This window comes from Stappia sp. MMSF_3263, from assembly GCF_030733745.1.
Lineage (GTDB): Bacteria > Pseudomonadota > Alphaproteobacteria > Rhizobiales > Stappiaceae > Stappia.
The window spans coordinates 1-13,448 of the sequence record NZ_JASHIK010000028.1; the positions used below are offsets into that span (position 1 = coordinate 1).

A 13,448-nucleotide genomic window follows, 5' to 3' on the forward strand; every position below is an offset into this window, starting at 1 on the left:
GTCAAAAACGACGCCAATAACGACGGTCATTACACGTCAGCACGCGCCCCGAAAGGCGGCCCAACCCGGCCGGTTACGCTCCAGAATGGCGTCTATGCCGTTCGTTATCTTTTCAACGAGAGCCGGGATCGGCGACGCCTGCTGGTTTTCTACGACGCCGTAGTTGTTTTCAGTTCCGCCATATGGCCTCCAGTTCCGGGGCGATTCGAGCAGGGCTGCGTCTTCAAGAACATTGTGAACATCGGCTTCGACGGGGCAGCGATAGAGCTTCCAGAACAGGGCCTCGACGTCCATAACCTAGCCCGCATCATCGACGTGAATTTGAATAATGAGACCGGCTTTTGAAAGACTGTCCCCCAGCACGTCGACGATATCTTCTCCCTTCACAATGGTGGCGACCTTGTCGGTCTTTGGCTTCTTATCGTCTGAAGCGGGCTGTTCTTCGTCAAGTTTAAGCAATCCCGCAATCTTGAAGCCGTTCAAAGGCAGGTCAATTCCCTGCAAGCCTGATCGAAATATCTGTCGAATCCTAGTCTGCTCTTTGAGAGTCTCGAACATCGCGCGACTGCGGGCCGCCACATGTGTGAGATCCAGTTCGAGCAAAGCTGCTGTTAGGTCATCCTCACAATTGGAATCGAAAATCGCCGCTGCAAACTGCCCGCGGCGCGGAATGAGTACGTTTCCAGTGATCTCAACACCGTTAGGCAGAGTGATCGGTTGTGTGCCCCCTTGTTGCAAAGGGAGATGAAGATCGGCTCGAAATCGCAATGATCTCGGCAGTGGCGCAAGTTCGCCGATCCGCCCGACATTGCTAAGCAACTGCTGGCGCAAACCAAGGGCGGTCCCTTCCCGAAGTCGCGCAACGATCGACATGTCGCCGCGGTTGGTATGGAGCAATCGCCTTGCTTGATCCAGATTGATTGTCCGCAGGTCGCCAAAGTCCCAATCGACTTGAAAACGTTGGTCCCCGTTCATGACTAGTACCGGAGTTGTATTTGCCGTCACTGCAAGGCCTGGTTTGGCCATGTCGATGCCTTTAAGCGATCCCGCCACCAACAAAGCCGTAGTCAGTCCGTCTTTCCGGATCAGGTCGCACTCGGGTGAAGCGACGAAGAAGACGAGATTATTGCGACCAGAAAAGAAGCCGCGACGTTTCACGGGTACTCCAGATTTCGGTCCCAAAATGTCGCCAAAGGTAATCGGCCACTCAGCGCCGGTGGCGTGGTTGCGGCGTCTTGGATTTACAAAGAGGGTTTGCTCCAGAATGGCGTAGGTGTCGCGATCATTCGAAATCATCAGCGGGGCCGGATCATCCGCCATTTGATCGAGTGGTATCGCGGCTTCCAATACAGTCTTGTGGGATTCGATTTCATATTGGAGCACGCGGTCGAAGACATCGAGCATGTAGCTAGAGGTGTTGAGGCCCTCGAAGCGGAGCAACATGCTCCGAATATGCTGCAAGTCGTCGATGTCGATTTTGCGCAATGTGCCGGCGGCAGCGTGGACAGCTTCAATGGCTTTGTCCTCCCAAGTATCTACGAACTTGGCCAAAGCCAGGCTGTCAGATCGATGCGTGGCGAGGGTGAGGATCAGCCCTTCCATGCGCCCGGGTTTTTGCAGGTCGTTCTTTCTGATTTGCCGGAATGATGAAGCATGTAGCTTCACATCGCGGCGGAAGTCCCTAGCCAGTTCATCGATCCCCTGAACCTGGGACATGAGGACAATAGAGGGGAGGGGGCGGTCTTGTCGGCGCTCAATAACCTCTTTGAGCCGCTCTACAGTAAATTCGCGATCCGGTGCCCCCTGCTGGATACCGAGGAAGAGGTCAATGACGATCAAATCAACATCGATTGCTGACCCAACGAAATCTCGACCACATGTTTCATAAGGGATGCCGAGTGCGGTTAGGGCCGCTTCTGCGGCATCGAGAAAAGGGCGATTATCCGAAATCTTTCGCTCATAGTTGTCAAAGAGCCCGCCGAGCAAATCCCGTATAGTCCCCCGAGCCTCCCAGAGCGCATTGATAAACTCTTGATTAGACCGCAGCTCTTCTCGCTCTTCCGGATCGTATGCAGGAAAATGGGCTGTGATCCGTTCTGCTTCGACACCTTGGGCGTCATCAAAAAAGCTATCCCAAGCGCCTTCGTCTAGCAGTTCTGCAACCTCCGGGATCTCGTCGTAACCGTCATCGACGATAATCGCGGAGCCGATTCCGGCATCACGTACCTGTTCCCTGTCGGTCAAGGATCTTCCCCCACTACACGATAGTCGAAGGTCGAAAAACGCCCCTCCTCATTGAGTATGTCGGGGTCTAGTATGAGATCTCCGCCGTTGTGTTCCGCTGCTTCCCGGGCGATGTAGAGCCCTAGTCCCCGACGACGGCTCTTGTCTTTCAGCGAGAAGAAGAGATCGAAGACCCGGTCCTTATATTGCTTGGAAATGCCTGGGCCGTTGTCAGAGAACCGTATCCGCGGCGGATTGTCCTCAAGAGAAATCGTCAGCTCTGGCCTGAATGACATCTTCCGCTGTTTTTCGACATCCATCCAGTAAATGGAGTTGGAGATCAGATTTTCGAGCACCTGAACGACCATACCCTTTACCGCGGATACCTGCACAGATCGGTCAGGAAGCACGACGTCCAGTTCGACCTGATGCCGTTCGAATTGCGCTTCGTGCGCCTCTAGGATTTCATTCAGGAGCTCATCGAGGTTGAAACGCTCCTTGCGCTGTCTTCCCGTCACACTTAGTGGATCGAGAATCCGGAGCCGTTTGCTGATGCTTGTCATAGATGCCCTGAGGCTCTCGAGCCTACGGCGGATTTCATCGGGAACTGACTTACGCTTTAGGCCGTTCAGAACGTCTAGCGCGTCTTCGGCCGACCTGGTCAGCTCGTGTGCAACAACTTCGACCATCAAACCGATGCCCGCCATAGCCAGCATTTGGTCGGCATCCTTTTCCATGTCTGCAATGCGTTCGCGGGCCTGGGCGGCGTATCGTGCAAACTCCTCGCGCATCAGTTCGAGCTCTTGGACAACATCTCGGTGTTCGGACGGGACAACCTTTCGAATTGACTGGATCGCCGTCTTCATCCGTTTTTCGAGATCGGCCGTTTTAGTCTCGTCGGCTATGAAGGGTTCTTTGGCGTCCTTTTGTTCCTTAGTGACGCGGTTCATTTCGTCTCGAAGGCGCTCGACGGCGAACTGAACTGTCTCTTTGAGGATAGCTTCTTCGGGGGTCTGCCGCAGGCCTTCGCGGTTCGTTTGATCGATGAGCTCAGGATTTTGCAGACGACCGATCTCGATTTGCCCAATGAGCTGTATTCGGTTGAGAGCATAACCTTTTGAGGCAAGCGCGGTCTTGTCGAGATCTAGCCAGTCATCGTCCTCCGCCCCATATGGATAAACTCGGAAGCCGTCGCGATACAGTCTAACACCCATCCATTGATCTAGAAGGTTGAGGAGCGCTTGACGCTCGCCTGCAGAGGAGAACCTACGTAGGGTACGCCGATTGAACCAATGTAATTGGAAATCGAATGGCCCCACACTTTCGAGTGCGGTGTAGTCGATATCTCTTTTGTTCATCCTACGTCGCTTAGCTTGTAATCCTATAAGCGCGGCGCTTAGTTCATCGACGGTTGCTACTTCGACACTGACTTCCTTCGGGTGCTCAAATCCGAGATTAGTTATCTCGATGCGCAATTCTAATTGGGGCTCTGAGTTTATTATTCTGTATTGTCCATGCACCATTGCATGTGCGTGAGATAGGAACGAATTCTCAAGTCGCCGAAAATTGACCCTTTTGCCATTCCAGTACACCGCGATGCGCTGACCGGAGGCTTTGGCCAAAGGATCTACGAGTAAAGAGAAGTCGTCCATGGCCAAGCGCTCGACACGCTTGTCGCTCCAGTCGGCGTTTAGTTTCTCAATCTTGATATCAGTTCCACTGAAATCTGGGTCGTCCTTCTTCTCTCCTCTTCTCGGCTTGATGTCGATGTCTTCGATCATTTTCGACGCGTCGTCGAACTTTGACCAGTCGATGTCGATGAGATTGAAGTTTTTGTCGTTTGTTTGTGTTGTCCGCACGGAGAGGCGATCGCCCAGCCGCATTGCTGAAAGGCGTCCTATGCCTTTTTCTCCGAGAAAAGGCGCGCGCGATTTCCCGCCAGCAATAGCTGCATCGATCTCGCTTTTTCGGGACGAAGTTCCGATCACAAGGAATACGGTGTCGAGGTCCGTCAACGACATGCCCGACCCTGTGTCCGAGATCGTGATGGAGTTCAGGGCATCGATCTCTTCAAGCGCTTGCAACAAGGCATCCAGTGTTTCGGCCTCGTCGATAAGAGCACAGGCTTCGTCCCAGAGCTCGTCGGCTTCCGTGTTGAGTTTGCCGGAAAGCTCGACTTTGAGATCATCCAACTCAACTGCGTCTTCGTCCTCGATGGCGCTGAGGATTTGGGATTTGGACTCCTGATAGTCCCGTCGACCCAGGACGATATTGAAACTTACTGTGACCCCGTTGTTTGAGCCGGCATCGATGCCGTTCTTGATCAGTTCATAAAACGCAATAGCATCGGAGCTGATGAGCTCCGATCCCAATTCCAGAATAGTTCGGGCAGTTACCTTGAACATACATGGACCATAAACCGAGAGCCTTTACATTTCATAATGTTACTTGTGGCAAGTAAGACATGCTTTGGCCGCTCCGCCGTAGACATCGTCGAGATCAATTGAGGCTTCTGGTCGCAACGGATTTGCTTGAATGCGGGCGCGTGCGCGCTCCACGCGCCGTTCGTGCTCTACTCGGATCTGCTCTTGGCGCTCGGGCTTCTCGAGCTCACTTAGAGACTCACCTTGGCTCCACGTGAACGGGGACCCGTGTTCGATAGCGTTCTTCTCGTATTGTTTGGCTTCCTCAAAAGCCGTCGGATGGCGTTCTCGTAGGCGCACCCATTCGATCTTTTGCTGAAAGAAGCAGAATGTGCATCCGCTTCGCGTTCGCCAGTCATAATAGTCCGGAAGACCGAGGCCTGAGCCTTCTAGGATTTCGATGACACCGGGCTTGTCGATCCCGCTCTCTTTGAATGGGAGCCTAACTAGCAACTTGTCCTTATTAGATTGATAGCCTTCGCGGTATTCCTCGTCACTGCGAATGGCGACATAAGAAATGACAGTCTCACCGGCTTCCATAAATTGGCGGACCCATCTCTCGAAGGGACGGAGTTTTAGCTGCCGCGTGCACCAACGCGATTGGGCGGAAGGAAGGTAGCTTTTGTAGCTCTTCAGCCAATAGTCGAAATCTCGATCAGGGTTCAACCGTAATATGGATTTGCCGAGATAGCCTTCTAGTCGCGTTAGATATGTGTAGACCTCGGGCAATTCTTTGCCCGTATCGGTGAAGAAGTATTCTACATCGACTTCAGGATATCGCTGGCGCATGAAAACTGCCAAAGCGGCGCTGTCCCGTCCTCCGGACAACCCGAGGACATGGCGGGTTCCAGTCATGCCCGTTCTCCCACGCGGAATGGTTTTTCAGAATCGATATACTTCGATGTGACTTCGATGAGAGCCGCCAGAATGATATCGCGTCGTTTCTGGTCGGCTTCGCTGAGCACCTTGTCGACAATCCCGGCCAAGTGCTCGACATCGTGCCGGTCGATATCAGCCACCTCGAATTCCCGGAAGAGCGAATGTGGTGAAGAGTCTTTACCAACGACGACTGCGAGCGCCTGGCGGCGGTCTTTGCGGCCCTTCACTCGCGCCATTGTTTCGGTCTTCAGGAATAAGGCCGCGAGTTCCACGATTCCGACAGCTGCACGCTCGCGATCTCCGTCATTCCAATCCCGCGGCAACTTGTTAGCGGCGATACTGGCAACACCTTCCATGTCTTCGCGCGTCCCATGAAACTGCGTCAGTCGGCCGACGAAGGCTTCCAATCTCAGATCGCCCCCTATCTGCCGGATGTTGTCGGCCCGGTCGCGCAGATCCTTGAACGTATCTTCACCTTGACCCCGAACATCAAGCTCGCGAAGCATCAAGCCCTTGAGATCTTCTAGAACCTTGGGATAGGCGGCGCGCATTTCTGCCAGTGCATCTCTGAGAAGAAGAGCGGTTGCTTTGGGATCGAAACGGCCGTCCGAAAGCGGTTCTGTCAGCCGTGGCAAATCGTCAAACAAGAGTCTGTTCGGATCGTTCGCCCGCTTGAGAATTTCGCGAACCTGCAATGTTCGCGGTGAAAGCGATTGAGTCCGCGCGGTCCATGGTACGAGCGCGTCGAATTCTCCGATGATCGTTCGCGCGACGAGTAAGGGTTCGGCCGCTCCTTTAAGCTTCAGGAGACCACCCAATTCCTCAAGCGTTTCTCCGATGAACCCTTCCATTTCCACACGCCGCAGGCCGATATCCTTGGCGTTTCGTGCTAGAAATTCGACACAAAGTTCGTTGAAGTTGCTCTGAAATACACCTTCGCCGTAGACGGCGACCCGAGCGCGGCGTGACAGAATGTAGGCTACGACAAACACGGGACCGAGTCCTGACTTGAGGCCTATGGGATCCTTACCCCAGGTTTCGATGATTTCATCGGCCGTAACGATCCCGTGCTCAGCATCTGCCAGCAACGTGTCGGCCTCCCGCCACAGTGGATGTAATTCATCTCCCTGCTTTGGCGCCTGATACTCTCCTTCGATATGCAACCCCGTTTCTTGCAGCAGCGATATGTAAAGGCCGCGCTCGGCCGGATAATTCTTGCCCTCAAATCCCAAATTCGTTTCGGAAGCATGCATTGTCATCCGCTTCATGAGCTTGGTTCGCGCACTGACCGCGTTGGAGGATGGCTCAGAGCAGTTCAGAAGTTCATTGCGGATATCAGGTGCGTCTCGGAAGATCGTGTCGGCGCGGGATGACAAGAGTTCATTCAGGTGACGCTTGGTCAGGCGACGGGGCTCGTTGGCGCCTTCATACCACACGCATTCTCCAATCAAGCCGTGTAGGTTATCTTCGAGTTTCTGGCGCACTTCTGTGACGCGCGCATCGATCTCGCGCCGCGCTATCGGATCCCCCCTTAGTTCAGGAAATCGGTTCACAAGGCCGCTCAGACCGGTCAGTTCGCGTGCAAGATCGAGCAACTTGCCAGCGCTGTGGTGGTGTCCGATGAACAATGGATGAGATTTACAGGACCTTATAGCGCGCTCGTAGGCGCTGATTGCCTCCTCTGATGTTTCGCCTCGTGTGGGGAGAGGAAAAACAATGCGGCCGATCGTGTCTTGGGAACATTTTGGCGCGGGCAGAGTCTCTAGCTCCGATACCGGTTCGATCGACATTTCGAACCATCTCATGGCTCCGGTTTTTTCATGGTGTCGTTTAGCCAGCATTGGCTGCAGGTCCGCAAGGGTCCGGACCAGATTGAGATCGATATCGTTAGCCTCTGCGATCGCTTCCTGAAGCCGCGCCTCTACGTCAAAATCCGATCCTGCGTAGAGCACATAGATGCCAGCATGCTTTCGGAAGACAATTTCTGATTGACGTTCCAGGCGTGCCAACGCGCTGTCGACGTCGACACGGTCAATCTCATGGAGGGCCATTGCAATCGTCGCGGGTTGTGTTGCAAGCCCGGACCTGTCTTTAAGCAGATCCAGGGTCGCTATTGTCTTCAGAACCTGTAGCTCCGTATCGCTAGCGCCTCGTGCGATCGCTCTTTCGATTGCATCATGGGCCAGAGCCCAACGACGGCCGTCGGGGGATGATAGAATGGCTGGCTCGAAATTTGATTGGAGGTAACTCCACAGGAGATAAGGCGGGTAGAAGCTATCGGTTGCTTCTCCTGTTAGCGCATCCTGCAAACCATAGGGCTCGGCTGAGCTCAAAAACGAGAATATGCTCCGCTGGTTTTGGCCAAACCTCCTCCGAGACAACGGACCAAGGAGACAAGCCGTAAAGGGATGAAGCGGTGCTGTTCGAGCGAGCTTGCCAGCCAGGCGTTTCGCATCGGTCTTGCTTCTCGCCGGCCTGAGGTGTTCGACGCACGCTTCGGCCAGTGGAAGTGCTTTTCGGACCGCACGTTGATGCCCCAGCGCCTCGCCAATGAGCTCGATCGTCTCTTCCAGCGAAACGGAAATCGAAATGTCGACAAACCGGCCTTGGATTTTTGCCCAGGAGTCCCGCGCTTTTCGGCTCAAGCGCTCGGCATACTCGTCGAAGGCCTGATGCAAGATTCCGAGAAAAATCAGTTTGCCGTGGCTTCGGGAAGCGAGTTCAGCAAGGTCTTGCAGGAGGTGAATATCACCGTCTCCGTCGGCAGCTGCTTCCAGGCCTCGCCCGAGCTCGTCCATAATAATAAGAAGACCGCGATCCTTAGATCGGCGCTCTATTTCGCCGAGAATTTTGGCCGATGCGGCACCGGGAGGAAGCTCGAAATGTTCAGCGAGTTGCGCAGAAACAGAGCGGCGCTCGGTAACGAGCGGCAAGACGCTCCAGCGAGCCGGAAAGTGGGGTAGAGCTGCTTTCAAGGCGCTCATTACCGTTTCGCCAAACAATGTTGCGGCTTGTTCCCGCACGGGCTTGGGCGCGCCGAATAGACAGGCAAGCGCTAGTGCGAGGCTCGATTTGCCACCGCCGTATGGTCCTGTCCATGTGAACGCGCCTTGTTGAGTGTCGGCAACATGCGCGGCCATGAAGGTCACTGCGGCTTGAAATGATGGTGGGCAATAGAAGCCGTCAATGGCGGTGGCAGAGGCAAAGTCGGAATCGATCCGTACTGATCGGCGAAATCTTGGTGCGATTGCTATTGGGTCGCTCATGCAGCCACCTGAAAATGTGCACCAACGAGAGCGTCACGAAGGTTCTTGCGCTCAAGATCCTCTGAATGTTTTCCGTTGCGGATGATCTGTCGGAGTCCGGCTGTCTCGGACCAGACAAGCGTTCCGTCGGAAATTTCTTCGAGCCGCTCAAGCCGTTCCACGATGTCTTCCTCATCGAGCAGAAAGACCCTACCCGGAGATCGCGGCGCGTATGCCGCGTTTTCGAATGACATTGTATTTTGATCCGGCGCGAAGTGTTTCCAGAACGCATTGAGACAAAACAGAAATACGGCGTCGGGGAGGTTGGGTTTTTGTCCGCGCGAAAGCCGTGAGCGGTGCTTATCCATAGGGCGGATCAGTCCGAGTTCGGCTAAAATGGAGTCTCCGGCATCGCTTGAACCGCGACCGCCGATATATGTTCTCAACAGACACTGCAGGTCACGGTCCACGGTGGTCGGAGCTACTCGGCTCCATCCGCATTCCTGCGCGAGTGCGAGCAGAGCGGAAACGATATCCTGCCTAACGAAGCTGCCACCACGGAACTCATTGAAGAGCCAATAGGCAGACGTCAGACGAGGGCGTGCAGCTAAATGCCAATGGAGTAGCCAAAGGGAGGAGTCTTCCTCGAGGTAGGGGTCGATTCCGTCCGGACCGAACAACATGTCTCCGAGCCACGCGGTTGCGAGGCCGTCATCGGTCTCATCAAGAATTCCAGCGCCGGTAGCCCAATACCGAATTGCGCCCACCATGTTTCGGCCAACACCAAAACGCGCGATGGACTCCGGGTCACGGAATACATGAACCGCATCCTTGGGCGAGGGCGCGTCGCTGACAGCGCCATAGGCCTTTTGCAGCCAACCGTAGCGCAAGGGAAAGGTCTCATGCCCCGAGAAGCACGGGCGGTACTGATCGTTCTTCAGCTCTTGAGCACTCACTTTACCTCCTGGGGATGTCATCCAGCACCAAAAGCTATACAAGGTACTGGAGAGACCGTCCAGCACTGAGGGCATAATGCAAGTTGGGGACACCATCTATCTCGACTATCAGGCGGCGACCCCTTTGGATGACCGCGTCTTTCAGGTCATGCAGGCGGCGTATGCGACACACTTCGCCAACCCGCACGCGGCTGATCACGTTCTCGGTTGGCGAGCGGCGGCGGCTATCGAAAAAGCTTCCGCTCAAATCGCCACTCTCTTCGGTCTTCAGGCTGATGACGTGGTTTTTACGTCAGGCGCAAGCGAGGCGAATGCGATGGCATTGAACGCGGCCAAAGCAATCTCAGCTCAAACCGGACGGAACAAGGTTCTGATCGGCTCGGCGGATCATGGGTCCATCCGAAATGAGGCTGATAGCAGTGGTTTGACGGTGAGGCATATCCCGCTCGATGAGCGAGGAGCTCCGGACACGAAACGTCTGCGCACAATGCTAAGCGACGACACGGCGCTTGTTTCAGTTGTGGGCGTGAACAACGAAAACGGCGCAATCGCAGAACTCGCCGAAATAGCGACCGTCTGCAAAACTCATAGCGTTCTGTTCCACGCGGACCTTGCTCAGGCTCCGCTTGCATTGGATATCGACCTTCTTGATCTCGACATCCCGCTCGCGACGATCTCCGCGCACAAGATATATGGGCCGAAGGGGGTTGGCGCACTTCTAGTGGGCCCCGGCGCGTCCGAGTTCGTGAAGCCCGCTGTTGTCGGTGCCGGTCAGCAAAATGGAAGGCGCGGTGGAACGATGCCTACAGAGCTGATTGTCGGCTTCGGCGAAGCATGTCGACTTGTTCTGCAGAACGGGGAAAGCGAGCGTACAAGAGTCGCCGACATTCGAAGCCATTTCGTGCAAAAACTCAAAGAAAAACAAATAGCTACATTGGTTGGGGATCTCAACTTGAGGCACCCTGGGAATGCGCTTATGCGCTTTCCCGGTCACAGCGCATTGGATCTTCTCGCGCGTCTTCAGCCACATATAGCCGCTTCGACGCAGTCAGCGTGCTCATCCGGAACGCCGGAGCCGTCACATGTCTTGCGGGCCATGGGGCACGACAAGACGTTTGCATCGGAGTGCATTCGTTTCAGCTTTGGGCGGTTCTCGGACTTGAACCAGGCTGATCGGGCAGTTGCATTGTTATTGGGGGCAGTTGCAGATTCTTTGCGAGAGAGACGGCCTCAAACAGAATGAAGGGGCAGCCAAGATTGCCACCCCTTCAATTTCTCTATTGGCATTGTCTTGGCTAGTGGATTGCGTGTGCCAGCGCGAGGGCCAAGTATGCAAAGCCGATAGCCGCATAGATAATTGCTTCCATGTTTTTCTCCTGATGTTCGGCTGCGATAAATGCAGCGAACATCGTTTATTCAAATAAAAATACTCCGTCCCAGACTGTTGTTCGACGCGGAAAATTGCACAATTTCCGATATTTATCCAAAAATATGCATGTATATACGATTTGTATTCCAATGGAAAAATAGTTGTACTTTTCTTGTGTGTTTTATGACTGATTGATACGAGCGCTGCGCGAGCCCTACAGTTTCTTGACGGCAGTACGACCGTTTTGCCGGTATCAAAGGGTTTTGCTGCTGTGGCGGCGTCTATCCGACAATTATTTGACAGTTGCTACACCTCCTCTGTTTCAAGCCTGCAAGTTGTGTACTGTCAGCTACAGGAGAATGACCTATGGATGATGCAGACGCGGAATCTTCAGAAGAGCGGTGGCGTGAAGCCGCTGGCCGAGCCATGGTACTGTGGCGCGAGCACGTAGGCGGCACGTATGACACGCTGGCCACGGCGCTTGGGCATAGCTCACCTGCAACATTGGCACAAAACCTCCGTCCAAAGGGACGGAAACCTCGCCTGCATACTGCGGTGCTTGAGAGTATTGCGAAGGTCCTGGCTAAGAAGCTTGCCGATAGGCGCACTGATCTAGGTGAGCAGGAACTGACGGACGCTTTGCGAAGGCACATCATTGGAGGAGCTCCCTCCCCGCTCGAAGGCGAGGTTGGTCATGAGTTGTTGCGCACGCCACGTTCCGGAGCAGGATTGACTTCGGCGCTGTTCAATTTTGACCTGTGGACGCCCGGGCAGTCTCCGCAGACTATCATCAATGAATTCGCTCCCTACCTTGGGCCCGACGGGGCCGAAATCGTAAGTGGGCTATCCCAAAAGGCAATCGATGCTATTGGTGCAGGCGACTTCGCTCGGCAACGGCAAATCGCCGAGGAAGCAATCCATTTGGGAGAGGCGGCCCCTGAGACGCCGCTGAAGGGTGAGGGGCTATATCTGAAAGCGGAAGCGCTTCGCCTGAAGGCCGATTTCGAGCCCGATCGACAAGAGCAGCGCCGCCTTCGGCAGGAGGCGGAGGGATTCTATGCCGCCGCCGAAGACGCTCTTGCAGGAGACCCACGTGCTATTCGCGGTCGCGCTAGGACTGTCGAGGTCCTTGGCGATCTGGATGGTGCGCTGGAACTATTCGACAAGTCCATCGCTGCGGTCGATGCGCGCGCGGCTTCTGTAAGGGAAGGCGATCGTTTGTCGATTGCACATGAGCGCATCCGGACGCTCAGACACAAACTGACTTGCCTGTCAGCAATGCACAATGAAGCACCTCTCGCCACCGAGGCAGCACAACGCCGTGGCGAAGAAATCAGGCGTCTGATTGCCGCTTCCGAACCAAGGCACGCGGAAACGCTGAAACTTCTGAATGCACATCAAGACTGGTGGCTGATCGAATGGTTCATGGCTCACGTGCTTCACGCGAAAGCATGGACATCAATCAAAGAGGATGGCCTGGCGGCCAAGCGCCTAGAATGGTCACTACAGCAGCGGCTGAGGATGATGCCCGACGTCGGTTCGCTTTCGGCAGTTGAACTAGGCAACCTTCATTGGTGGAGCGGCGTGGCGCGCCATGCGCGCGGTGCGTTCGAGCCTGCACAGCAGCGCATCCTCGAGGCCCTGAGCGAGGCGCTCGATCGTGGTGATGACCGGCAATCGATCAAGAAACTGGCGAACCGATTTCTCAACGCAGGAACGGCGCCGTGGAGTTCAAACGAGTTCTGAAAAAGGAGAACCCAATGCTGATTTGCGTCATGCGTCACGGCGAAGCCCTGGACGATATCGAAGACTGCTACGGAGGAATTGCAGATTTTCCACTCACAGATTTGGGCCGGGATCAGGCAAGGGAAACCGCTGAACTGCTTCGTTCCCGCTCACCATCCGCGATCTATTCAAGCCCATTGAAACGCGCCCACGAGACGGCACAAATCATCGCGGGCGTGTTGAAACTGCCTGAGCCCAAGGTGATTGATGATCTGCAAGAGCGAAATTCCTATGGCGTGCTTAGCGGAGTCAATAAAGACAAGGCCAAGGACGTATTCGGTCAAGTTCTCGCCAAACTTAAGGAAAAGCCCGGATATTCCAAAGAGGCGATCCCTGGTTGTGAGCTGTGGGATGATTTCGTTGTGCGGGTTACGCGTGCCTTGGACTTGGTTGTTCGAGACGCGGAGAAAAATGGACATCACTCCATTGGGATAGTGACGCATGGAAAGTTCTCGAGCGCTCTTTTCGAAGATGTTCTGAAAATAAAGGAGCCGTTTGACCTCAAACTTAGCGCAATAAACATTCTTGAATACCAGCCGTTTGTTGCGCGCCTGACCACTTGATGCTC

The 13,448-nt window shown here is 54.7% G+C and carries 9 protein-coding genes; 4 read left to right on the forward strand and 5 right to left on the reverse strand.

From position 1 onward, the window contains the following. Positions 1 to 345 (forward strand): hypothetical protein (locus tag RBB46_RS21185; RefSeq protein ID WP_306031044.1); only part of this gene is annotated, 345 nt, incomplete at its 5' end. Here RBB46_RS21185 and RBB46_RS21190 read toward each other — a convergent pair. From RBB46_RS21190 to RBB46_RS21210, 5 genes are read right to left on the reverse strand one after another with little or no spacing between them, the layout of a single operon-like run. Beyond that, positions 298 to 2,244: a hypothetical protein gene (locus tag RBB46_RS21190; RefSeq protein WP_306031045.1), complete on the reverse strand. Its 1,947-nt coding sequence runs from the start codon at positions 2,242 to 2,244 to the stop codon at positions 298 to 300. The genes RBB46_RS21185 and RBB46_RS21190 overlap by 48 nt on opposite strands. Next, on the reverse strand, positions 2,241 to 4,628 hold the full coding sequence (locus RBB46_RS21195; RefSeq protein WP_306031046.1) for a sensor histidine kinase: 2,388 nt from the start codon (positions 4,626 to 4,628) through the stop codon (positions 2,241 to 2,243). The genes RBB46_RS21190 and RBB46_RS21195 overlap by 4 nt, the downstream gene beginning before the upstream one ends. Positions 4,629 to 4,667: 39 nt before the next feature. Next, on the reverse strand, positions 4,668 to 5,501 hold the full coding sequence (locus RBB46_RS21200) for a phosphoadenosine phosphosulfate reductase family protein (protein WP_306031047.1): 834 nt from the start codon (positions 5,499 to 5,501) through the stop codon (positions 4,668 to 4,670). Then, the gene (locus tag RBB46_RS21205) at positions 5,498 to 8,791 is read right to left on the reverse strand and encodes an ATP-binding protein (RefSeq protein ID WP_306031048.1); all 3,294 of its coding nucleotides are present in this window, start codon (positions 8,789 to 8,791) and stop codon (positions 5,498 to 5,500) included. Before RBB46_RS21205 ends, RBB46_RS21200 begins: the two co-directional genes overlap by 4 nt. Beyond that, positions 8,788 to 9,726: a DUF4007 family protein gene (locus RBB46_RS21210; RefSeq protein ID WP_306031049.1), complete on the reverse strand. Its 939-nt coding sequence runs from the start codon at positions 9,724 to 9,726 to the stop codon at positions 8,788 to 8,790. The genes RBB46_RS21205 and RBB46_RS21210 overlap by 4 nt, the downstream gene beginning before the upstream one ends. Before the next feature lie 76 nt (positions 9,727 to 9,802). On the opposite strand from RBB46_RS21210, the gene RBB46_RS21215 reads away from it, so the two are divergent. The 3 genes from RBB46_RS21215 to RBB46_RS21225 all read left to right on the forward strand — a co-directional run bounded on the left by RBB46_RS21215 (position 9,803) and on the right by RBB46_RS21225 (position 13,443). After that, positions 9,803 to 10,969, forward strand: a complete 1,167-nt coding sequence (locus RBB46_RS21215; RefSeq protein ID WP_306031050.1) for a cysteine desulfurase family protein — start codon at positions 9,803 to 9,805, stop codon at positions 10,967 to 10,969. A 492-nt stretch (positions 10,970 to 11,461) separates the two neighbouring features. After that, entirely contained in the window at positions 11,462 to 12,841 is a 1,380-nt protein-coding gene (locus RBB46_RS21220) for a hypothetical protein (RefSeq protein WP_306031051.1), read from the forward strand. Positions 12,842 to 12,855: 14 nt separating this feature from the next. Further along, complete coding sequence (locus RBB46_RS21225) at positions 12,856 to 13,443, forward strand: histidine phosphatase family protein (protein ID WP_306031052.1); 588 nt, start codon at positions 12,856 to 12,858, stop codon at positions 13,441 to 13,443. The last annotated feature ends 5 nt before the right edge of the window (positions 13,444 to 13,448 follow it).